Here is a 22,224-nt window from a genome sequence, read left to right as displayed (position 1 = left end):
GCGCGGTCACGAACTGTCCGCGCAGCGGACGCTCAGGCCTGGACGGGGATCGCGGCCGCGGCGTCGCGCAATGGGGCCGCGTACTGAGCGACAGCCTCCTCGAGGGTCATGGCGGAGCGGATCCAGATGATCGAAATGCAGCCGAACACGACGTCGCCCCGCACGATCGGCACCGCGATCGACGACGTCTTCGGATTGAATTCGCCCTCGTTGCGGATCGCATAGCCGCGCTGAGACGTTTCCGTTATCATGCGCTGCAGCCGCTCGGGCGCCAGGAAGAAGAGGTCCTCGGCATCCTCGATGCGTCGCAGATGGTTGATGATGAGGTCCCGCTCTGCGGGCGGGCAGGCGGCCAGATAGGCCCGGCCGGCCGAGGTGTGCAGCATCGGCAGCCGCTTGCCGATCATGCTGCGATCGATCGAGAGCGGGCTGCGCGCATGCGTGGTCTCCTGGATGACCATCGCGCCGTTCTCATAAGTCGACAGATCGACCGGCCAGATCAGGCTGCGGCTGAGCTCGGCGAGATAGGGCGCGGCGACCTGGCAGATGAAGATGCCGGGATCATAGCCGTCGCCGAGGCTCAACGCGTGGCGCGTCACCCGGAAGCGGTCGTCGCTGGCGCTGCGCGCGACATAGCCGAGTTCCTCGAGTGTTTCGAGCAACCGATAGACCGTGGGCCGCGGCAGATCGAGCTGGCGCGCCACGTCGCCGGCGCGAATGCCCCCGGACCGATTGACCGCGCGCAGCACGTCGAGCCCCCGCTTGAAGGCGCGGACACCCTCCGCAGGACGGGCCTGCGGAGATCGCGTCCGTTGCTTGGACACTTGGAAAATCCTCCCTGTTCTTCGTTTCCGTCCGCCGATACCGTCTTGAGAACGCGAGCCGGATGCAGGGGCGGCAGTCTACTGCAGGACCGCGCGGAGCTGATACGAAATTCCGCCCGCGCCTTTCGGGAGAAAGCAAGATGGAAATAACGGCGCTCGGTTACATCGGCATCAAGTCGTCCCAAGCGGAGCAGTGGGGACGCATGGCGACCAAGCTCCTCGGGATGCAGCGCGTGGATCGCGCGGCCAGCGTGCAGGCCTATCGGATGGATGATCGCAAGCAGCGGCTGATCGTCGATGGCAGCGGCGATGGCGGGCTCGCCGTCATGGGCTGGGAGGTCGGCGACGCTGCCGCGCTCGCGCGCCTCGCGAGCCGTCTCGACGACAACGGCGTGAAGGTGGCCCGCGGTTCGCAGGCACTGGCCGACGAGCGTCATGTCAGCGAGCTGATCTGCTTTCAGGATCCCGCTGGCAACACGATCGAGGTGTTCTGGGGGGCAGCCGTCGCCTCGGATCCCTTCAGGCCGGGACGTCCGATCTCCGGCTTTCGCACCGGGCCGCTCGGCATGGGGCACGTCGTGCTCAACGTCGAGAACGTCGAGCCGCTGCTGCGGTTCTATCGCGACCTGCTCGGCTTCAAGGTGTCCGACTTCGGCCTGACGCCGTACAAGCTCTATTTCTTCCACGTCAACGGCCGCCACCACAGCTTCGCGATGGTCGGCTCCGGTCGCCGCACACTGCATCACTTCATGGTGGAACTCGGCAGTCTCGATGACGTCGGCCAGGGCTACGACCTGGCACAGCTCGATGACGGGCGCGTGGCCTACACGCTCGGCCGTCACACCAACGACCACATGACCTCGTTCTACGTCAACACGCCCTCCGGCTTCTTCATCGAATATGGCTGGGGCGGTCGGGTGATCGATCCCGCGACCTGGCAGCCGCATGAGACCTTTGACGGCCCGTCGCTGTGGGGGCACGAGCGATTGTACCTGCCGGATGAGCAGCGCAAGCGCCTGCGCGATATGCGGCTGTCCGCGGCTGCACGCGGCGTTCGCGTGCCGGATCCTCGCGTTCCGGCACTGAACTGCGCCTGGCTCGACGCCGTGGTCGCGCAGGAATGAACTAAGCGGCGCGCTACACCGGAATGCGCACGCTCGCCCGCAACCCGCCCATCGGGCTGTCGCCGAGGGTGATGTCGCCGCCATGGGAGCGGGCGATGTCGCGGGCGATGGCGAGGCCGAGGCCGGTGCCGCCCTCGTCCTGGTTGCGCGCGTCGTCGAGGCGCAGGAATGGCTTGAACACCTCCTCGCGCATGTCGGCCGGGATGCCCGGGCCGTCATCGTCGACGGTGATGGTGAGGTAGCGGTGGTCGCGATGGCCGGTGATGGCGATCGCGTCGGCATGGCGGGCGGCATTCGAGACGAGGTTGCCGAGGCAGCGCTTCAGCGCCTGCGGCTTCACGGTGACCACAGGCAGGCCGTGGAACGAGACCGTGGCGGAATGGCCGTTGCGCTCGGCGTCGCCGCGCAGCTCCTCGAGCGCATTGGAGATGTCGGTCGGCTGCGCGATCTCGCCATTGTCGCCACGCGCGAAGGCGAGATAATCCTCGAGCATGTGCGACATCTCGTCGACGTCCTTGCGCATGGCGTCGATCTCGGGACTGTCGCCGAGCAGCGCCAGCTCCAGCTTGAAGCGCGTCAGGATGGTGCGCAGATCGTGGCTGACGCCGGCCAGCATCGCCGTGCGCTGCTCCAGGGTGCGCTCGATGCGCGCCTTCATCTCCAGGAAGGCGTGCGCCGCACGCCGCACCTCGCGCGCGCCGCGCGGCCGGAAGTTCGGCACCTCGCGGCCCTTGCCGAAACTCTCGGCGGCATCTGCAAGGCGCAGGATCGGCTTGATCTGGTTGCGCAGGAACAGCACCGAGACGATCAGCAGGATCGAGGAGGTGCCGACCATCCAGAACAGGAAGATATCGGTGTTCGACGCGTAGGCCGCGCCACGCTGCGCGAACACGCGCATCACGGCATCATCGAGCGCGATGCGGATCTCGACCAGGTTGGAGCGGCCGACGGTGTCGATCCAGAACGGGCGGCTGATCTGGCGGCCGATCTGGCTCGACAGCGACTGATCGAGCAGGTTGAAGAACGGTTTCGGCCCCGGCGGCGGCATGTCGCCGGCCGGCAGGAAGTCGACCACGAGGTTGAGCCGCTGCTGCGCGATCCGGCGCAGCATGGTGCGGTCCTTGTCCTGCGGATAGCCCTTGTAGATGTCGATCAGCGCGGCGACGTCCTGCACCACGGCGGCGGAGAGGCGTCGCGTCACCGTGTTCCAGTGCCGCTCCATGAACACGCCCGCGACCACCGTCTGCAGGATCACCATCGGCACGATCATGATCAGCAGCGCGCGCGCATAGAGGCCGGTCGGCATCCAGCCCTTGAACGCATTGCCGACGATGCTGTTGGCGCGCGAGACGCGGCGGGATGCGGTGCGGATGAGGGTGAGGCCGGTGTCGAGCGTGCTCATGCTGGGAGGCCCTCGCTGCTTCCGTCATTGCGAGGAGCGAAGCGACGAAGCAATCCAGAGTCATCGCGGGCCTCTGGATTGCTTCGTCGCGCTCGCAATGACGTCGAGACCTTCACCTGCACCGCCTCAGCCCGTCACCATCAGCCGATAGCCGATGCCGCGCACGGCCTGCAGGAACAGCGGGTTGGCCGGATCGCTTTCCAGCTTGCGGCGCAGGCGGTTGATCTGGACGTCGACCGCGCGCTCGTTGACGGTGCCGTTGCCGGTCAGCGCGCCGCGCGGCACGGTCTCGCCGCGGGCATTGGCGAGGATGCGCAGCATCTCGCGCTCGCGGTCGGTGAGGTGGACGATCTCCTCGCCCTGCTTCAGCTCGCCGCGCGCCAGATGATAGACGAACGGGCCGAACGCGATCTGCTCGACGACTTCCTCCGCCGGCGGCGGCGCGGCGCGCTTGAGGATGTTGCCGATGCGCAGCGCGAGCTCTCGCGGTTCGAAAGGCTTTGCGACGTAGTCGTCGGCGCCGAGCTGCAGGCCCTCGATACGGCTCTCCGGCTCGGCGCGTGCGGTCAGCATCACGATCGGCACCGACGATTGCGTGCGGATGAAGCGGGCGAGGTCGAAGCCGCTTTCGCCGGGCATCATCACGTCGAGGATCAGGAGATCGAAATGCAGCCCGGTGAGCTTGGCGCGAGCATCGCTTGCGCTCGCCGCCGTGGTGACGCGATAGCCTTCGCCGCGCAGGAAGCGCGACAACAGATCGCGGATGCGGCGGTCGTCGTCGACGAGCAGGAGATGCGGTGCGTCGTCGGCCGGCGTCTGCGGCGGATGCGGTGCGATGGCGGCGATCGTCACGGTCACTCCTTGGCGGCGGCGACAGGCGTCTTGAAGATGGCTTCCAGCACCTTGTCCGGATCGTCGCGATCGATCATCGCGCGCAGGAACTGCCGGACCTTTTCGGCGCCGGCCGGCCCGATCTGCTCCAGCGCATGATCGATGCGCCGCGTCTGCAGCCCGGCCAGCTTGGCGACCAGCGCCTCGCCCTTCGGCGTGGCGAAAAGAAGGCGCTGGCGGCGGTCGTTGTTGCCCGTCTTCTGCACGATGTAGCCCTCGTCCAGCAGCTGCTTGAGCACGCGGCCGAGCGACTGCTTGGTGATGCGCAGAACGTCGAGCAGATCGGCGACCTTCAGGCCGGGATAGCGTGTGACGAAATGCATCACGCGGTGATGCGCGCGGCCGAATCCGAACGCTTCCAGCTCGTGGTCGGCATCGCCCACGAAGTCGCGATAGGCGAAGAACAAGAGCTCGATGATGTCCCAGCGCAGCGGCTCGCCGGCCGTCGCGGAGGGCTCAGCCGCGCGCAGCTCGGGGCTCAACGTCGGAGACGAGAAATTTATGTCAGCCATATTGACGTTTCTGCGGTTCAATGTTACAAAACAATCGCCCACTGCGAAATTTTAGATCGCTTCATCGGCGGGCAATGGTCTCCAGGCGTGTCTCAACGGGCCGTAGGCAACCCCGACGGGCATCCTTGGGCGACGTATCGAACAACCGTGTGATGTCGAGCGGCATTTCGGCAAACCATACTGGACTTCTGCCGGGCGCAAAAGCATGTCCTGTGGTGGCATGCTTGCCCGGTGACCGGCTCAAAGCCGGTCGCGGCAGGTCCGAAATTCAGAAAGCCGACCGGCCCGATCGGACGGGTCGGCGCCAGAACTCGCGAATGGCGATCAGAGCGGGGGAAGCAAGGACATGACTTTGACATTCGACATCAAGCCGACGACGAACCCGACCTCCGACCAGGAGCGCGCGGCCAAGCTCGCCAACCCGGGCTTCGGCCGGGTGTTCACCGATCACATGGCCGTGGTCCAGTACAGCCAGGACAAGGGCTGGCACAGCGCGCGGGTCGAATCCCGAGCCAACTTCCCGCTCGATCCGGCCGCGGCCGTCCTGCATTATGCGCAGGAGATCTTCGAGGGCCTGAAGGCCTATAAGCGCGACGATGGCGGCGTGAACCTGTTCCGCCCCGATGCCAATGCCAAGCGGTTCTGGAATTCGGCCGAGCGCATGGCGATGGCGCAACTGCCCGAGGCGGTCTTCATCGAGGCGGTCGAGCAGCTCGTCCGCATCGACCGCGCCTGGATCCCGGGCGGCGAGGGCAGCCTGTATCTGCGCCCGTTCATGATCGCCAACGAGGTGTTCCTCGGCGTGAAGCCGTCGGCGGAATACATCTTCGCGGTGATCGCCTCGCCGGTCGGCTCCTATTTCAAGGGCGGCCCGGCGCCGGTCTCGATCTGGGTCTCGGAGAACTACACCCGCGCCGCGGTCGGCGGCACGGGCGGCGTCAAATGCGGCGGCAATTATGCCGCGAGCCTCAAGGCGCAGGCCGAGGCGATCGCGCATGGCTGCGACCAGGTCGTGTTCCTGGACGCGATCGAGCGCCGCTATGTCGAGGAGCTCGGCGGCATGAACGTGTTCTTCGTGTTCGACGACGGCTCGCTGTCGACGCCGCCGCTCGGCACCATTCTGCCCGGCATCACCCGCGATTCCATCATCAAGCTGGCGCGCGACGCCGGCCGTGAGGTGCGCGAGGAGGCGTACTCGATCGACCAGTGGCGGGCGGACGCCAAGAGCGGCAAGCTGAAGGAGGCGTTCGCTTGCGGCACCGCCGCGGTGATCTCGCCGATCGGCAAGGTGTGCTCGGCGAGCGGCGACGTCCTGATCAACGGCGGCGAGGCCGGCCCGGTCGCCATGGGCCTGCGCAAGCAGCTCGTCGACATCCAGTACGGCCGCAGCCCCGATCCGCATCAGTGGATCAGGGATGTGAAGTAGGGGCTGGGCGCCCCACGGACGGTCGACTCTCCTCCCCCTTGCGGGGAGGGGTCGGGGGTGGGGGTCCCAGCAAAGACTGCCCGTGTGGACCCCCACCCCCAACCCCTCCCCGCAAGGGGGAGGGGGCGCACCGCAATCGGAGCGAATGCTCGGCTCAAATTCACAGGCCGCAGCCGAGCCAGCGCGCCCCGGGCCCAACCCTGCTTCGGGTTGCCGCACCTCGCCCTGGCTGCTACCAACCCAAACAACGCATTCCATCCCGTAGGGTGGGCAAAGGACCGCGACAGCGGGCCGTGCCCACCGTTCCGGTCTTTGTCAGCCGTGGGCACGCTGCGCTTTGCCCGCCCTACGTTCCGGTCCCAGATGTCCGACAAACCCAAGAAACCCCAGAAGCTGAAGGCGCGGCTGCCGCGCGGGCTGGAGGATCGCGGCCCCGCGGCGATCGCCGCGACGCGCGAGATGGTCGAGAAGATCCGCGCCGTCTACGAGCGCTACGGCTTCGAGCCGGTGGAGACGCCGGCGTTCGAATACACCGACGCGCTCGGCAAGTTCCTGCCCGACCAGGATCGTCCGAACGAGGGCGTGTTCTCGTTCCAGGACGATGACGAGCAGTGGATCTCGCTGCGCTACGACCTGACCGCGCCGCTCGCGCGCTACGTCGCCGAGAATTTCGACGCGCTGCCGAAGCCGTATCGCAGCTATCGCGCCGGCTACGTCTTCCGCAACGAGAAGCCCGGCCCTGGCCGCTTTCGCCAGTTCATGCAGTTCGACGCCGACACGGTCGGCTCCGGCTCGCCGGCGGCGGACGCCGAGATGTGCATGATGGCGGCGGATGCGATGGAGGCGCTGGGGATTCCGCGCGGCTCGTATGTCGTGAAGGTGAACAACCGCAAGGTGCTCGATGGCGTGATGGATGCGATCGGCATCGGCGGTGATGAGCACGTGGGCCGTCGGCTGACGGTGCTCAGGGCAATCGACAAGGCCGACAAGTTTCCGATTTCAGAGATCAAGAAGCTGCTCGGCGAGGGCCGCTGGGACGGCGGCGAGGTCGGCAAGGGTGATTTCACCAAGGGCGCGGGCCTGACTGAAAGTCAGATCGACTCCCTGCTGGCCTTCTTCGAGATGAAGGTCGCGGAGCCGCAAATCCAAGGTGAGGAGCAGGATCTGCAGTTCAACGCCCAGGTCTTGGCGAGCGTTGCTCAGCAGAAATTGTTCATGTCCTCGCCGGCCTATGTGGAAGGCGTCAACGAGCTGACCGAGATCGCAAGGCTGTGCAGCGCGGCCGGTTACGGTTACAGCCGGGTCCGCGTCGACCCCTCCGTCGTCCGCGGTCTCGAATACTACACCGGCCCTGTCTACGAAGTCGAACTCCTGCTCGAGACCAAGGACGAGAAGGGCCGTCCGGTGCGCTTCGGCTCGGTCGGCGGCGGTGGCCGTTATGACGGTCTCGTCTCGCGCTTCCGCGGCGAACCGGTGCCGGCGACCGGATTCTCGATCGGCGTGTCGCGCCTGCAGGCGGCGCTGACCTTGCTCGGCAAGCTCGACACCCGCCCCGCCTTCGGCCCCGTGGTCGTCACCGTGTTCGACCGCGACCGCGTCGCCGACTATCAGAAGATGGTGTCGACCCTGCGCAGTCACGGCATCCGCGCCGAGCTCTATCTCGGCAATCCGAAGAACATGGGCAACCAGCTCAAATATGCCGACCGCCGCAACGCGCCCTGCGTCATCATCCAGGGCTCGGACGAGAAGGCGCGCGGCGAGGTGCAGATCAAGGACCTGATCGAGGGCGCCAAGGCGGCGGCCGCGATCGCCTCCAACCAGGAATGGCGCGAGAGCCGCCCGGCGCAGTTCTCAGCCAAGGAGGACGAACTGGTTGCCGGCGTCCGCGAGGTGCTCGCGCGCCACGACGTGAGCTGGGGATAACAAGACTCGTCGTACGCGGGCTAGACCCGCGTATCCATCTCTTCAAACGACGCCATCGATTTCAGAAGATGGATCGCCGGGGCAAGCCCGGCGATGACGCAGCAGAGACAACAACAGGGAGCAACGAATGCCCGAGATCACCGTGAGCATGGCCGCCGGCCGCACCGACGAGCAGAAGGCCAACATGATGCGCGATATCACCAAGGCGCTGGTGACGCATCTCGGCGTCGATCCGGAAGCGGTGGTGATCCAGATCAACGAGGCGCCGCTGACGCACAAGATGAAGGGCGGCAAGACCTTCGTCGAGCGCCTGGCCGAGCAGAAGAAGTAGTTGGCCGTCGTCCTGGCGAAAGCGAGGCTATGACATCTGTCTCGACGATCACCGCGGTCGTCCCGGCGAACGCCGGGACCCATACCCCCAAGGGAGCGGCTCGAGGCACGCTGGTCATTGGCCCTTCGCCCATCACGACCGCCACGGCGTATGGATCCCGGATCGGCGCGCGCGTGCCGCGCGCTTGTCCGGGACGACAGCACAGTTCGGAGCAGCCATGGACGCACGTGAGATCATCAAGCCGGGCATGCGCGCCGAGCGTCTGCTGGTGGTGCCGCCGGAGCGCACCGTCGGGCATTTCGTACCGCACATGCCGATGGTCTATGCGACGCCGATGATGATCCTGGAGATGGAGATGACGTCGGGCGACGCCATCAACCCGGCACTGCCGCCGGGCTGGGTCACGGTCGGCACCGAGGTCAACGTCCGCCATCTCGCGGCCTCGCCGGTCGGCGCGACCATCCGTACGGTCGCCGAGGTGATCGAGGTCGAGCGCCGCATCATCCGCTTCTCGGTCGAGGCCTATCATGGCGACGTGAAGATCGGCGACGGCCGCCACGGCCGCGGCCTCATCAATGTCGAGCAGTTCAAGAAGCGCTTCGGCGTGACGTAGCCGCTCAGCGCTAGACCGACTGGCCCGTCTTCAACAGCGAACAGCCGGTGATCCTGAGGCTGCCGTCAGGCTGGGTCCGCAACGTGTACAGAGCCTCCCACGCCTCGCCTTCGGCATCGACGATGTGCACGCGCTGCGCGATGCTGCCGTCCTCGACCTGCGCGGCGCCGAATTCGAAGCTGCGATGGCGATAGACCGGCGGATAGCCGCTCTTGACCATGCTCATGAAGATCTCGACGCTCGGAAACAGCGCCTGGATCTCCGGCGCGGCTTGGGCATAGGCGGTCGCTCCGTCGTCGCGCGCCAAAGCCTGCTCCTGGGCGCGAATGACGCTCTGCGCCGCGCTGGCGTCGGCAGCCTCGGCAGGGTGCATCAGCAGCGCCATCAGCAGGACGAGCGGCACCAGAATGCGCATTTTGGGCTCCATCGGCAGTTCAGATCGATCTATCATGCGCCACGCGCCGCCCGTGACAAGCCTGCCGTGGCGCGTCAATGTCACCGGCCGGCGGCGATCGACCGGCTGGATTGTGTCGCCATCGTCACGTCTTCGCGAGCCATGCGGCCCACGCGGTGCTGGTGGCGATGGGACCGGCTTGATCTGGCCTGCCCCGGCGCGAATCATGCATTCAGGCCGTGACCGAAGCAGGAGCCGCATGACCGATTTTTCCAGGACCCGATCGCTCTTCACGATACCTGAAGGGGTCATCTATCTCGATGGCAATTCGCTCGGCGCGCTGCCGTCGGCCGTGCCCGCCCGCGTTGGCCGCATGATCGAAGCGGAGTGGGGACAGGAGCTGATCCGCGGCTGGAACACCGCCGGATGGATGGTGCAGCCGCGCCGGGTCGGCGATCGCATCGCCCGGCTGATCGGGGCCGCGCCCGGCACGGTCGTGATGGGCGATACGCTCTCGATCAAGGTGTATCAGGCGCTCGCCGCCGCGCTGTCGCTCAATCCGGGCCGCCGCGTGATCCTGTCCGACAGCGGCAACTTCCCGTCCGATCTCTATATGGCGCAGGGCCTGGTCCGCATGCTCGGCGACCGCGCCACCTTGAAGGTGGTCGAGCCCGAGCAGGTGGAGGCGGCGATCGACGACAGCGTCGCCGTGCTGATGCTGACCGAGGTGGATTACCGCACCGGCCGCATGCACGACATGGCCGCGCTGACGAAGAAGGCGCACGCGGCCGGCGCGCTCACGGTGTGGGACCTTGCGCATTCCGCCGGCGCCGTGCCGGTGGATCTCGCGGGCGCGGATGCCGACTTCGCGGTCGGCTGCACCTACAAATATCTCAATGGCGGTCCCGGCGCGCCGGCCTTCATCTATGTCGCGCCGCGTTACGCAGACATCGCGCCGCCGGCGTTGTCCGGCTGGATGGGGCACGAGGCGCCGTTCGCCTTCGATCTCGACTACCGCCCCGGCGGCGGCATCGAGCGCATGCGCATCGGCACGCCGCCGATCATTGCGCTCGCCGCGCTCGATGCCGCGCTCGACGCCTGGGACGGCGTGTCGATGCAGGACGTGCGCGCGGCTTCGATCGCGCTGTCGGAATTGTTCATCGCCGAGGTCGAGAAGCGCTGTCCGTCGCTGACCTTGGCGTCACCGCGTGATGCGACGCAGCGCGGCAGCCAGGTGTCGTTCCGCCACCCGGACGGCTATGCGATCATGCGCGCGCTGATCGCGCGCGGCGTGATCGGCGACTTCCGCGCGCCGGACGCGCTGCGCTTCGGCTTCACGCCGCTCTATATCGGCGAGGCCGAGGTGCGCGGCGCCGTGGGCATCCTCGCGGAGGTCCTCGACAACAGGCTGTGGGACAGGCCCGACTATCGCCAGAAGGAGCTCGTGACGTGAGCAGCGCGCCCTACGATCCCGCCACCGAGGGTGCGCGGATGAACTTCAAGGGTCGGATGTCCTATGGCGACTATCTGATGCTGGATCGCCTGCTCGATGCGCAGGCGCCGCTCTCGACCGCGCATGACGAGCTGCTGTTCATCATCCAGCACCAGACCTCCGAATTGTGGATGAAGCTCGCGATCCACGAGATCAAGGCGGCGATGGCCGCGATCGCCAAAGACGACGTGCAGCCGGCGTTCAAGATGCTGACGCGGGTGTCACGCATCTTCGAGCAGCTCAACGGCGCCTGGGACGTGCTGCGCACGATGACGCCGAGCGAGTACACGTTGTTCCGCGACAAGCTCGGCGAGTCCTCCGGCTTCCAATCGTTCCAGTATCGTTCGATCGAATTCCTGCTCGGCAACCGCAATCTCGCGATGCTGCGCCCGCATGCCCATCATCCGGAGCTGACCGCCGAGCTGGAAGCGATCCTGGCGAAGCCCAGCCTGTACGACGAAGCGCTGCGTCTGCTGGCGCGGCGCGGCTTCTTCATCGGCGCCGACGGCCAGCGCACCGACTGGCGCGGCACGCGCGCTGAGAGCGCGGAGGTCGCGGCGGCCTGGACCAGCGTCTATCGCGAGCCGCAGCGGCATTGGGAGCTGTATGAGCTCGCCGAGAAGCTGGTCGATTTCGAGGATTATTTCCGCCGCTGGCGCTTCAACCACGTCACCACGGTGGAGCGCATCATCGGCTTCAAGACCGGCACCGGGGGCACCAGCGGCGTCAACTATCTGCGCAAGATGCTGGAGATCGTGCTGTTCCCCGAACTCTGGAAGCTGCGCACCGGGCTGTGAGCCCGCGCGCACATCAATCGATCAGGAGATCCTCATGCTCTATGCCGTCAAGGACTGGGACAACGCTTACGCCAACGGGCCGAACATCGCCGGCGGCGAGCGCTGGCCCGGGCTGTGGGTAGCGCCGGCGGAGAGCTATCGCGCCGACATGGTGGGGCAGGGCCGTGCCAAGCTCGACATCGCGTATGGCGCGCATGAGCGGCAGCGCCTCGATCTGTTCCTGCCCGAGGGCAAGCCGAAGGGCCTCGTCGTGTTCGTGCATGGCGGCTATTGGATGCGGCTGGACAAGAGCTTCTGGTCGCACCTCGCGCAAGGCGCGATCGCGCGCGGCCATGCCGTGGCGATGCCGTCCTACCGGCTGTGCCCCGAGGTCGGCCTCGCCAACATTTCGACCGATGTCGCGCAGGCGATCGCGCGGGCGATGGACGAGGTCGGCGGGCCGGTGGCACTGACCGGGCATTCCGCCGGCGGCCATCTCGTCAGCCGCATGATCTGCCGCGGCGCGCCGCTATCGCCGGAGCGACAGGGGCGCATCACCAGCGTGGTCTCGCTCTCCGGCCTGCACGATCTGCGCCCGCTGCAGCGGACCGCGATGAACGACACGCTGCATATCGACGACGCCACGGCTGCGAAGGAGAGCCCCGCGCTGCTGGTGCCGATCGATCACGTCAAGGTCACTGCCTGGGTTGGCGGCGCCGAGCGCAACGAATTCCGCCGCCAGGCGCAATTGCTCGCGAATATCTGGATCGGGCTGGGGGCGACGACCGCGTATGTCGAGGCGCCGGACCGGCACCATTTCGATGTGATCGATGAACTGGCGGATGCGGAGAGTGGGTTGGTGCAGGCGCTGGTGGGGTGATCTCAAGTAGCGTCGATTGCAGCGCTCGCCCCGTGCTCCGTGCATGCGTTCTGCGGTGACGGCGCAGCGACCTCATCTCCCCTCCCCCTTGCGGGGAGGGGGTGGGGGTGGGGGTCCCCGGGCGCTGAACTTGACTACGTGCGCTGTCGATATTTCCCAGGATGCGAGTCCATTTGAAGCGCGGATCAGGATATCCGCTTGCGACGTGCCGGAAGCGCGTCCTGCGTCAACGATGGTGATGGTCTTCGCGGAGCCGCGGAGCTTCAGCGCTCCTCACATCGAGCGTGACTCGTGGACCCCCACCCCCGACCCCTCCCCGCAAGGGGGAGGGGAGTTCACCGTCATCGTGGCGATATCTCGAATCCGGCGCTGATCGCCTCAGCGCTCGGCCACCGCATCGCCCCAGGCGTGCGCGATCTCGGTGGCGCCGCTGTTCACGTCGCCCTGGCGCAGCACGATGCTGGGGCAGGCGAATTTCATCGGCATGGTTTGCACCGGCGCCGGCACGGTCTCGAACTTCGCTGTCAGCACGTCCATCACCTCCGCCGGCAGCCGGGTGTCGGCGCCGACCACGTCACCTTCGCTGGCGTCGATGCGCGGCTGGTGGATCGCCGTATCGAGATCCATGCCAAAGTCCATCACGAAGGACAGCATCTGTGCCACGGCGGGCAGGATGCGGCGGCCGCCGGAGGCGCCGAGGGCGAGGCGACGGCCATCGGCGGCCTGCGCCACCACCGGCGTGTAGTTGGTGAGGCAGCGCTTGCCCGGAGCCAGCGAGTTCGTCGTGCCGGGCGTCGGGTCGAACCACATGATCCCGTTGTTCATCATGATGCCGCTCTGCGGCGCCTGGAATTTCGAGCCGAAGCCCGACAGCAGCGTCTGCGTCACCGCCGCCATGTTGCCGTCGCGGTCCACCACCGAATAGTGCGTGGTGCAGGCCGGCGCGAGATATTCGGCGCCGAGCGCGCGCTTGCCAGGCGCATCGCCCATGTCGTTCAGCCGTTCGCGGTACGCCGACTGCACCGCCTCGGCATAGGCGATGAACGTGCTTGCATCCGGCGCCTTGCCCGATGCCGTCACGCGCGCCTGCATCAGCCGCAGCGCGTGAGCCAGCGTCGGGCCGGCCGTCAGCTCCGGCGTCGCGAACACCGTGCCGCCGCGATAGGGGATGCGCAGGGGATCGCGGACATGCGCCTCGAACGCGGCGAGGTCATCCACCGAGAGCGCGCCGCCGGCGGCCTGGATGTCGCGAGTCAGCGAGCGGGCGATGTCGCCGCGGTAGAAGTCGCGCGCGCCGGCGCTGGCAAGATGTGCCAGCGTCGCCTTCAGCTGCTCCTGCGGCAGCCGCGTCACCGCCTTGGCGCCCCATTGCGGATTCGGCGGCAAGCCATCCTTCAGATAGGCCGCGGCGCTGCCGGGATAGCGGCGCAGGTCGGCGGCGCAGCTCGAGATCATCACGGTGGTCCACCAGTCCACCAGCAAGCCCTCGGCGGCGAGCTTCACGCTCGGCGTGACGAGATCCTGCCACGGCAGCCGCGCGTAGCGGCGATGCGCCGCCTCCATGCCCGCGACGACGCCGGGCACTGCGATCGCGCCGGGGCCGTGCAGATTGCGGTCGTCCTTGACGCGGGGCCAGGGAAAGATGTCTGCCGCGACGCTGCCGTCGTTGGCCAGCGGATAGTCCGCGGCATCAAGGCTGTCGGGCGCGCGCATGCCGTAGTCGATCACCTCGACGTGGTTGTCCCTGGCGCGGTACAGCAGCATGGCGCCGCCGCCGCCGAGGCCGCTCATCCACGGCTCGAGCACGCCGAGCGCAAAGCCGGTCGCCACCACGGCATCGACGCAGTCGCCGCCTGCGGCCAGCACCTCGGCCCCGACCTCGGCGGCGCGCCGTGACTGCGCCGCGACAATGCCGCCCTTGCTGGTCACCGCCGGCTTGCGGATCTGCTGACGATTGGAAAACTGATACGGCATGGCACTCCCCGATCCCGCCTGATGGTCCGGCGAATTGACACCGCCGGGCCTCGGCACACAATCGGCAACAGCGGGACGCTCCCCAGCCCGGATCGAATGACGGGGCCTCGCGTTGAGGAGATGTTTACCAATGGGTACTATGGTCTTCGGCAGACCAGATCGATCTCGATCAGCGCGTCATAGGCAAGGCCGGTGACGCCGACGCAGGTGCGGGCCGGCAGCCGGTCCGGCGGGAAGAATGAACGATAGGTTTCATTCATCGCCGCGTAATCGCGCTTGAACTCGGTCAGGTAAATCCGAGACATCACAATATGTTCGAGGCCAAGGTTAAGACCTTGGAGGATGTACTTCAAGTTCTGCATCACCGCCTTCGTCTGATGCACGATCCCCTCCGGCAGCACGCCCGGCGCCTCCGGCGAGTCCGGCATCTGGCCGGTGACGAACACGAAGTCGTCGGTTTCGACCGCGTGGCTGAACGGCGCCACCGGCCTCGTCGCGCCGGAGATCATGTGGAACTGCATGGGGATGGTCCTTTGTTCGGGGCTTCGCTCGAAACACAACAAAAGCCGTCATTGCGAGGAGCGAAGCGACGAAGCAATCCAGGGCCGAGCGTGACGCCCTGGATTGCTTCCGCCTTCGCTCTTCGAGCTTCGGCGGACAAGTCGCTTCGCTCGCAATGACGGAATTCCGGGACGCGGCGATTGGATCGAGAGTCAGCCCGCATCCTCGAACAGCCGCTTGCTCAGGATCGCGTGCACGCCCCAATTGCCGTCGACGACCTGCGTGACGCCGAAGTCCACCGCCGCCGACATCAGCGCGACCGCCTCGTCCTCGCTGAGGCCTTTGATGTGCATCAGGAAGCGGCGCATCTTGCGGAAGGCATCCTTCATCGCGAGGTCGAGCGAGGAGGTCGCGTAGACCTCGCTTTGGCCTTGCGCGCCGAACTCGGCGAGATAGTTCGGGTGGCTGAAGCCGGTCAGCACCCAGTCGGTCGCGGTCTCGATCAGCGGGTAAGAGAGATCGGCGAACGGCTGCCCCGCGAGCTGCGCCTTCTTGTGCAGGATGACCTGAAACGTGCCAGTCATCGAGCATTCAATCGCCGTGCCGCCGAGCTCGCCGTCGCCTTGCGTGGCGTGGGGGTCGCCGACCGACAGCAGCGCGCCGGGAACCGCGACGGGGAGATACACGGTCGCGCCCTTGCCCAGCCGCCAATTGTCAAGATTGCCGCCGAAATAGGACGGCGGAATCGAATCGACGAAGTCGACCTCGCGCGGCGCCACCGCGATCACGCCGAAATGCGGCCGCAGCGGAATGCGGATGTTGTCGAGCACGCCGTGGCGGCGCTTGATGCTGCCGGGCGCCACCGGCACACCGGGATAGTCGTAGGTCGCGTGGACGACTCCGGCCGGATCGGTCTGCGGCTCCCAGCGGTAGGAATAGAGCGCGCGCGCATGCGGCTCGGGATCGCCGGCAAAGATCTCGTAGATCGTCACCGCCTCGCGCGGCGCCGGTGCTGCAATCAGTTCGTTGTAGTGATAGCCCCACCACGCCGCGACGCTGGAGCCGAACACACGGCCTTCATGCGTCCTGCTCTTGCTTGGCCGCGGCACGATGTCGAGGATGCGAACTTCGAGCACGTCGCCGGGCTGCGCGTCCTTGATCGCGACCGGGCCGGTGCAGATGTGGACGCCAAAGCCTTCGCCGGCGCCGCGGCCGAACACGCTGGCGTCCATCGGACCGGCGCCGCGGCGGTCGACGTTCTTCTTGGCCTTGGTCCAGCCGAACACGCTGAGCGCAGCGGCATCGCCTGCGATCATCAGCTCGGGATCATCGGAGGCATGCTGGGTCAGCGTCTCCACCGTGATCGTGTCGCCGGATGCGATTTCGATCTGCGGCGGCAGCGAGCGGCTGAAATAGCCCCAATGCACCCGTTCGGCCGACACCGCGAGATGATGGTGATGCCGCCGCGCATCCTGGTCGTTGGCCGGCGCGGGTAGGGCGATGTCGCTCCTAGTTGACGCCGGCCTCTCGCAGACGCGCTGCTGCGCCAGCGCATCCTGCGGCCAGCCGCGCTGGCCGCGCGGAGTCGCCGACGTGATCGCCTGCTCGGCCTTCTGCTGCCGGAACTCGCGCGGCGACAGGCCGAAGCGGGCGCGGAAGCTGCGGCTGAAATGTGCCGAATCGGCGAAGCCGTAGCGATAGGCGATCTCCGAGATCGAATGGTTGGCTTCGGCCGGATTGGACAGGTCGGTCCAGGCCCGCTGCAGCCGCCGTTCCCTCACGTAGTGACTGAAATTATCACCAGCGCCTTCGAACAATTTCTGCAGATAGCGCTCTGAGATGCCTTCGGCCTGGGCCACCCGCGCCGGCGTCAGTTCGGCATCGTCGAGCCGCCGCTCGATGGTCTGGCAGATCCGGTGAAGGATCGCGGCCTGCGTCGCGCTGCTGCCGGCCTCCGTTGCCGGCACCGCTTGTTGATGGGCGAGCGTCAGCAGCAGATCGACCAGGCTCTGTGCGACCGTGCTCCATTCGGCATCGCTGAGGGTTTCGAGCGCCCGCGCGGTGGCCTCGATGGTGCGGCAGACCACGTCGGCAAGACCGCTCGGCGCGATCACCTGGGGCCTGGCCAATTTCAGCTTGCCGCTGATGCGGCCATGCAGGGCGTCCGCCGTCACCGACAGCACGATCGCGCGCAGGTCGCGCTGGAAGGCGATCCCCCAGTCTCCCGTGCGCGGCAGCAGCATCAGATGCCCCGCGGGCACGATGCGGTGGCTGTCGCCGCTCCGGAGCACGGCGCCGTCCTCGATCGCCAGCAGCACGATCGGCAGGTCTTCGTGGGGCTGCGGAACCGCAGTGACCACCTGCGCGCCGGCCGACAGCCGCGAGAGCGCGATGCCCGGCGCATGGCGATGCGAGGCGGTGGCATGGCCATCATAGAATGGCGTCTTCGCCGCGGGCTGCAGCCCGACCGCATTCAGCACGTCGCGCCACGCCTCCGGACGCTCGCCCTCGGAATAGGATTCGCTGGTGAACGGACGAAAACTCATGGCACGCCCCGGGTCCGGGAACGCGAAGCAACCCCCGTGCCAGATGAGCTTGACCGTTTGTCGTTTTGGCATCGGCGTTTCGGTGCGCGTCAGTCGTCGGCTCCTGGTGTCGTTGTCGCTGGGGCTGTCGCCGCGCGCGCGGTCTGTTCCCCTCCCCTTGCGGGGAGGGGTTAGGGGTGGGGGTCCACAGCGGCGGTGTCGCTTGGGGCGCCCCCACCCCGACCCTCCCCCGCAAGCGGGGGAGGGAGCGCACCTTGCGCTGGGCGAGAGGGTGCCCGACGTCGACCTCACTCACACCGGAACACGTTCTTGCGGATCGTGCCATGCACGCCCCAATTGGCGTCCACCACCTGGGTGACGCCGAAATCGGCGCCGACCGACAACAGCGAGATCGCCTCGTCCTCGCTGAGATGATGCACCGTCATCAGGAAGCGGCGCAGCTTGCGGAAGGCGTCGCGCATGGCGCGGTCGAGGCTGGAATGGTTGGCGATCTCGGTCTGCGCATTGGCGCCGAGTTCGGCGAGATAGTTCGGATAGGTGAAGCCGTAGACCGACCAGGCGTCGTTGGTCTCGAGCAGCGGATGTGTGAGGCCTTCGAGCTGGGTGCCGCCGAGATCGTTCTTCTTGTGCAGGATGAACTCGAAGTCGCCGGTGAGCGAGGTCTCGATCGCGGTGCCGCCGAGCTCGCTGTCACCTTGCGCGGCATGAGGATCGCCGACCGAGAAATAGGCGCCGGGCACGGCGACCGGATAGTACATCCGCGCGCCCTTGCCGATGCGCCAGTCGTCGATGTTGCCGCCGGTGTAGCTCGGCGGGATCGAGGACACGTAGTCGGCTTCCGATGGCGCGAGCCCCATCGTGCCAAAATGCAGCCGCGCCGGCACCTTGATGCCCGGCATGATGTTCTCGCGCTTCCTGATCGTCGCGTGGTCGACCGGCACGCCGGGATAGTCGATGGTCGGATGCACGATGCCGTCGGGGTCGGTCTGCGGCGTCCAGACGTAGTTGTAGACCGCCCTGGCGAACGGCTCCCCCGCGGTGTCCAGCTCGTAGATGGTGATGACCTCGCGCGGCTTCGGCTCCTCGATCAGGTCGTGATAGTGAAAGCCCCAATTGGCGGCGGCGTTGGAGCCGAAGCATCTGCCGGCATGGCAGCCGCACTGGCTCGGCCGCGGCCTGATGTCGAGGATGCGCACCTCCAGCACGTCGCCGGGCTCGGCGCTCTCGATCGCAACCGGGCCGGTGAGCAGATGCACGCCGATGCCCTCGCCGGAGCCGCGGATGAACGGGCCTTCGGTCGGGCCGGAGCCGCGCCGCGCGACGGCCTTGTGCTCCCTCGTCCACTTGAACACGCTCTCGGCGCCGGGATCGTCCTTGATCATGCGCTCGTAGTCGTCGTTGGCGTGATGCGTCAGCGTCTCGATCGTGGCGCGGTCGCCGGAGCGCAAGGTGAGAGCCGGTGTCACCACCTTGGAAAAATATCCCCAATGGATGGTCTTCGGGGACACCGGCAGCAGATGGTGCTTCATACAAGGGCCTCATGAAAGATCGGACGCGAGATTGTTGATGTTGACGTGAAGGATGAACTCATGCGACCGCATCCTTCGGCCGCTCGGCGTCCATCACCGAGAGGAAGCGCGCAGTCAGCGGGTGACGCGGATTGGAGAGCACCTCGTGCGCCGGACCCTGCTCGAGAATGACGCCGCCGTTGAGGAAGGCGACGCGGTCGGCGACCTCGTCGGCGAAGCGGATCTGATGCGTGGAAATGATCATGGTGAGCCCATCGTCGATGGCGAGCCGGCGGATCACCTCCAACACCTCGCCCACGAGCTCGGGATCGAGCGCTGAGGTCGGCTCGTCCAGCAGCAGCACGCTCGGGTTCGGCGCCAGCGCGCGGGCAATCGCCACGCGCTGCTGCTGGCCTCCGGACAGATGGCGCGGCAGCGCATCGGCGCGATGCGACAGGCCGACGCGGTCGAGCAGCTCCGCCGCGCGGCGCTCGGCCTCGAAGCGGCCCAGGCCGTGCACCCAGCGCAAGGGACCTGCGACATTCTCCTTCGCGGTGAGATGGCCGAACAGGTTGAACTGCTGGAACACCATGCCGACGCCGACGTTGGCGCGCTCATTGGCGATCGCGCGCGGCGACAGCTTGCGGCCGGCCTCGTCAAAGCCGAGCTTGCGGCCGCCGACGCGGATCTCACCGGAATCCCAGTTCTCCAGGTGATTGATGCAGCGGAGCAGGGTGCTCTTGCCGGAGCCTGAGGGGCCGAGCAGCGCGATCACCTCGCCGATGCGCACGGTGAGATCGAGCCCGTCGAGCACGGTGTGGCCGTCATAGGCCTTGCGCAGCCCGGTGACCTCGACGGCGACATTGTTGCGGGCGACCGTCGCGGCGCGCCTGGCGCGATCCTCGATCGACAGCGCTAGCGGCGGCGTTTCTTTGAGTTCGGCGGGCTCCGGCGGCGCGGCCTCGATGGCAGGGGCTGTTTTCTCGGCGAGTTCCAGCTTCGTCGCGTGGCCGATGCGGCGCCAGGGTAGCAATAGCGCAAGGTAGTCCGCCAGCTTGCGCTGCTTCGCCGTGCGGTCGAGATCGAGCAGCCATTCCAGCGCGAGCTGGATGACGCTGATCGCGCCGGTCAGCACGAGATAGATGAGACCCGAGGCGAAGAAGATCGAGAAGAAGTCGAAGGTGGACGACGCGAGCTGCGTCGAACGCAAGGTCAATTCCTGCACCGCGATGACGGAGGCGAGCGAGGAGTTCTTCAGCGCGCTCACGGCCTCGTTGCCGAAGGCGGGGATCATGGTGCGGATCGCCTGCGGCGCGATGATGCGGCGCATCAGCACTGATGGCGTCATGCCGAGCGCCTGGCCGGCCAGGAGCTGGCCGCGATCGACGCCGAGCACGCCGGAGCGCAGCATCTCGGCGATGAACGGCGCCTCGTTGCAGGCGAGTGCGAGGCCCGCCGCCAGCACCGCCGGCAGCTTGATGCCGATATGCGGCAGCGCGTCGTAGGCGAACACCATCTGCAGGATCAGGGGTGTGCCGCGGAAGATCACGGTGTAGCCGCGTGCGATCGCCGCCAGCAGCCAGAACCGGCTGAGCTGCATGGCCGCGAGGACGAGGCCGAGGATTAGTCCGCCGATCAGGCCGAGCGCGGTGACCTGCAGGGTCAGCTCGATGCCCTGCAGCAGATACGGCATGCTGAGATAGTGCAGGAAGAGTGACATCGGTTGGCAGGCCTGCTGGCTACGTAGGGTGGCAAAGGCGCGAAGCGCCGTGCCCACCGCGGTGCTTCGGAACAGCGTTGGTGGGCACGCTGCGCTTTGCCCACCCTACGAGTTTGGTCGGGTAGATGGGTCGCGCACGTTTCGCCGAGGAATTGGTGCGCTCCCTCCCCCCTTGTGGGGGAGGGCTGGGGAGGGGGGTACCCAGCAAAGAGTCTTCGTGTGGACCCCCACCCCCGACCCCTCCCCGCCTAGCGAAGCTCCGCTTCGCGTGGGGGGAGGGGAGCGCACTGTCTCTGCGGCGACAGATCCGCCTTCGAACGGAGCGCCTGTTAGTCCGCCGTGAGAATATCCGGCTCCTTGAAGTTCGCCGGATCGAGCTGCCACTTCTTCAGCAGCTCCTGATGGATGCCTTCCTTCTGCACCTCGATCAGCGCGGCCATGACGGCGTCGCGGAACTTCGGCTTGTCCTTGGGAACGGCGATGCCGACCGAATAGGGGATGGTGACCGCGATCGCCTTTTCCAGCTTGTCCGGATAAGCCTTCACCGCCTGGTCGACGGTGTTGACGTCGTTGACATAGGTGTCGGCGCGCCCCGCCAGGATGGCCTGGATGCAGTTGGCGTTGTTGTCGTAGAGCTGGATCGTCGGCTCAGGCTTTCCGGCTTCCTTGCATTTCGGCGCGAGATCCTGGATCAGCGGCACCTCGACATAGCCGGTGTTCTCGGCCGCGGCCGCGCCGCACATCGACAGGTTGATGCCGTTGATGCCCTTCGGGTTGCCCTTGGCGACTAGCACGCCGTCGAACACCTTGGAGTAGGTGATGAAGTCGGCGGCCTTGGCGCGCTCCTTGGTGGCGTAGATGTCGGAAATGACGATGTCGGCCTGGCCGCTCGCCAAGGTCGTCAGCAAAGCGGCGAAGGTCACCGGCTTGTAGGTCAGCTTGAAGCCGAGGCAGTCGCCGATCGCCTCGCCGAGATCGATGTCGAAGCCGACATATTTGCTCGGGTCTTTCGGGTCGATCGACTCATAGCCCGGCGTGTGCGGATTGATCGCGTTGACCAGCGTCTTGCCCTTCCAGTCCGGATATTTCTCCTTCAGCGCCGCGCAGCCCGCGGGCGTCGCCGCCTGCGCGTCGATGGGGGCGAGAAGTCCCGCCGCGATGATGGCGCCGAGCGCGGCAAGCCACGCCCGCCGCGCTCCAGTGAATAGCCTCGTCTGCATGTTGCCAGCTCCTTCGAACGATGATGTCGCGCTGGTCCGGCGGTGCATTGGTGCCGTCGCCCCGGTCCAAGCTCGAAGGCAAGCTTAGGTGCGGGCCTGCGCGGATGGCTTGTCCGTGGGCGCACAAAATATTGGATCGTGCCGGTGCAAGAATTGAGCACGCATTG

18 protein-coding genes and 1 pseudogene are annotated in these 22,224 nt (G+C 66.9%); 8 read left to right on the top strand and 11 right to left on the bottom strand.

What is annotated here, in order from left to right; translation table 11 throughout:
• Positions 1–32 precede the first annotated feature (32 nt).
• Complete coding sequence (locus QX094_RS05150) at positions 33–824, bottom strand: DNA-binding transcriptional regulator (protein WP_315754435.1); 792 nt, start codon at positions 822–824, stop codon at positions 33–35.
• Between the two features lie 140 nt (positions 825–964).
• Here QX094_RS05150 and QX094_RS05145 point away from each other — a divergent pair, with 140 nt between their 5' ends.
• Complete coding sequence (locus tag QX094_RS05145) at positions 965–1,948, top strand: VOC family protein (protein ID WP_316187661.1); 984 nt, start codon at positions 965–967, stop codon at positions 1,946–1,948.
• A gap of 13 nt (positions 1,949–1,961) precedes the next feature.
• On the opposite strand, the gene QX094_RS05140 is transcribed toward QX094_RS05145, so the two are convergent.
• The 3 genes from QX094_RS05140 to QX094_RS05130 all read right to left on the bottom strand — a co-directional run bounded on the left by QX094_RS05140 (position 1,962) and on the right by QX094_RS05130 (position 4,753).
• A complete protein-coding gene (locus QX094_RS05140; RefSeq protein ID WP_316171639.1) occupies positions 1,962–3,350 on the bottom strand; it encodes an ATP-binding protein in 1,389 nt (462 codons plus the stop codon).
• A 126-nt stretch (positions 3,351–3,476) separates the two neighbouring features.
• Positions 3,477–4,208, bottom strand: coding sequence for a response regulator transcription factor (locus tag QX094_RS05135; RefSeq protein ID WP_315713590.1), 732 nt, complete (start codon positions 4,206–4,208; stop codon positions 3,477–3,479).
• Positions 4,205–4,753 (bottom strand): MarR family winged helix-turn-helix transcriptional regulator, encoded by a 549-nt coding sequence (locus QX094_RS05130; RefSeq protein WP_315754431.1) that lies wholly within the window; start codon positions 4,751–4,753, stop codon positions 4,205–4,207. Before QX094_RS05130 ends, QX094_RS05135 begins: the two co-directional genes overlap by 4 nt.
• A gap of 346 nt (positions 4,754–5,099) precedes the next feature.
• Here QX094_RS05130 and QX094_RS05125 point away from each other — a divergent pair, with 346 nt between their 5' ends.
• The 4 genes and pseudogenes from QX094_RS05125 (at position 5,100) to QX094_RS05110 (ending at position 9,046) form a co-directional block, all read left to right on the top strand.
• Entirely contained in the window at positions 5,100–6,179 is a 1,080-nt protein-coding gene (locus QX094_RS05125) for a branched-chain amino acid aminotransferase (protein ID WP_315713588.1), read from the top strand.
• A gap of 363 nt (positions 6,180–6,542) precedes the next feature.
• The gene (hisS, locus tag QX094_RS05120; protein WP_316187660.1) at positions 6,543–8,102 is read left to right on the top strand and encodes a histidine--tRNA ligase; all 1,560 of its coding nucleotides are present in this window, start codon (positions 6,543–6,545) and stop codon (positions 8,100–8,102) included.
• 124 nt (positions 8,103–8,226) lie between these two features.
• A pseudogene (locus QX094_RS05115) lies at positions 8,227–8,433 on the top strand (tautomerase family protein); the annotation flags it as partial.
• A 217-nt stretch (positions 8,434–8,650) separates the two neighbouring features.
• Positions 8,651–9,046 (top strand): thioesterase family protein, encoded by a 396-nt coding sequence (locus QX094_RS05110; RefSeq protein ID WP_316184126.1) that lies wholly within the window; start codon positions 8,651–8,653, stop codon positions 9,044–9,046.
• 10 nt (positions 9,047–9,056) lie between these two features.
• Here QX094_RS05110 and QX094_RS05105 read toward each other — a convergent pair whose 3' ends face one another.
• On the bottom strand, positions 9,057–9,461 hold the full coding sequence (locus QX094_RS05105) for a DUF4864 domain-containing protein (RefSeq protein WP_315713584.1): 405 nt from the start codon (positions 9,459–9,461) through the stop codon (positions 9,057–9,059).
• A gap of 238 nt (positions 9,462–9,699) precedes the next feature.
• Between QX094_RS05105 and kynU the strand changes: the two genes are divergently transcribed.
• Genes kynU through QX094_RS05090 form a run of 3 tightly spaced genes read left to right on the top strand, consistent with a single transcriptional unit; the run spans position 9,700 to position 12,588 of the window.
• Positions 9,700–10,893 carry a kynureninase gene (kynU, locus tag QX094_RS05100; RefSeq protein ID WP_316184125.1) on the top strand — a complete coding sequence of 398 codons (1,194 nt, stop codon included), beginning with the start codon at positions 9,700–9,702 and terminating at the stop codon, positions 10,891–10,893.
• The gene (kynA, locus tag QX094_RS05095; protein WP_315825363.1) at positions 10,890–11,729 is read left to right on the top strand and encodes a tryptophan 2,3-dioxygenase; all 840 of its coding nucleotides are present in this window, start codon (positions 10,890–10,892) and stop codon (positions 11,727–11,729) included. The genes kynU and kynA overlap by 4 nt, the downstream gene beginning before the upstream one ends.
• Positions 11,730–11,763: 34 nt before the next feature.
• Positions 11,764–12,588, top strand: a complete 825-nt coding sequence (locus QX094_RS05090) for an alpha/beta hydrolase (RefSeq protein WP_316187659.1) — start codon at positions 11,764–11,766, stop codon at positions 12,586–12,588.
• Positions 12,589–12,966: 378 nt separating this feature from the next.
• Here the strand turns inward: QX094_RS05090 and QX094_RS05085 are convergent, their stop codons facing one another.
• The 6 genes from QX094_RS05085 to QX094_RS05060 form a co-directional block, all read right to left on the bottom strand.
• Positions 12,967–14,562: a gamma-glutamyltransferase gene (locus tag QX094_RS05085; protein WP_315713580.1), complete on the bottom strand. Its 1,596-nt coding sequence runs from the start codon at positions 14,560–14,562 to the stop codon at positions 12,967–12,969.
• 137 nt (positions 14,563–14,699) lie between these two features.
• A complete protein-coding gene (locus QX094_RS05080; protein WP_315713579.1) occupies positions 14,700–15,083 on the bottom strand; it encodes a RidA family protein in 384 nt (127 codons plus the stop codon).
• Between the two features lie 192 nt (positions 15,084–15,275).
• Positions 15,276–17,609, bottom strand: a complete 2,334-nt coding sequence (locus QX094_RS05075; protein WP_315713578.1) for an acetamidase/formamidase family protein — start codon at positions 17,607–17,609, stop codon at positions 15,276–15,278.
• Between the two features lie 287 nt (positions 17,610–17,896).
• Positions 17,897–19,138 carry an acetamidase/formamidase family protein gene (locus tag QX094_RS05070; protein ID WP_315713577.1) on the bottom strand — a complete coding sequence of 414 codons (1,242 nt, stop codon included), beginning with the start codon at positions 19,136–19,138 and terminating at the stop codon, positions 17,897–17,899.
• A 58-nt stretch (positions 19,139–19,196) separates the two neighbouring features.
• The gene (locus tag QX094_RS05065) at positions 19,197–20,837 is read right to left on the bottom strand and encodes an amino acid ABC transporter permease/ATP-binding protein (protein ID WP_315713576.1); all 1,641 of its coding nucleotides are present in this window, start codon (positions 20,835–20,837) and stop codon (positions 19,197–19,199) included.
• A gap of 329 nt (positions 20,838–21,166) precedes the next feature.
• Positions 21,167–22,057, bottom strand: a complete 891-nt coding sequence (locus tag QX094_RS05060; protein WP_315713575.1) for an ABC transporter substrate-binding protein — start codon at positions 22,055–22,057, stop codon at positions 21,167–21,169.
• Between the last annotated feature and the right edge of the window lie 167 nt (positions 22,058–22,224).

It is taken from the genome of Bradyrhizobium sp. SZCCHNS1050, from assembly GCF_032484785.1.
Classification (GTDB): domain Bacteria; phylum Pseudomonadota; class Alphaproteobacteria; order Rhizobiales; family Xanthobacteraceae; genus Bradyrhizobium.
The sequence above is the reverse complement of the archived record's forward strand: the minus strand, read 5'-3'. Positions and strand labels throughout refer to the sequence as shown.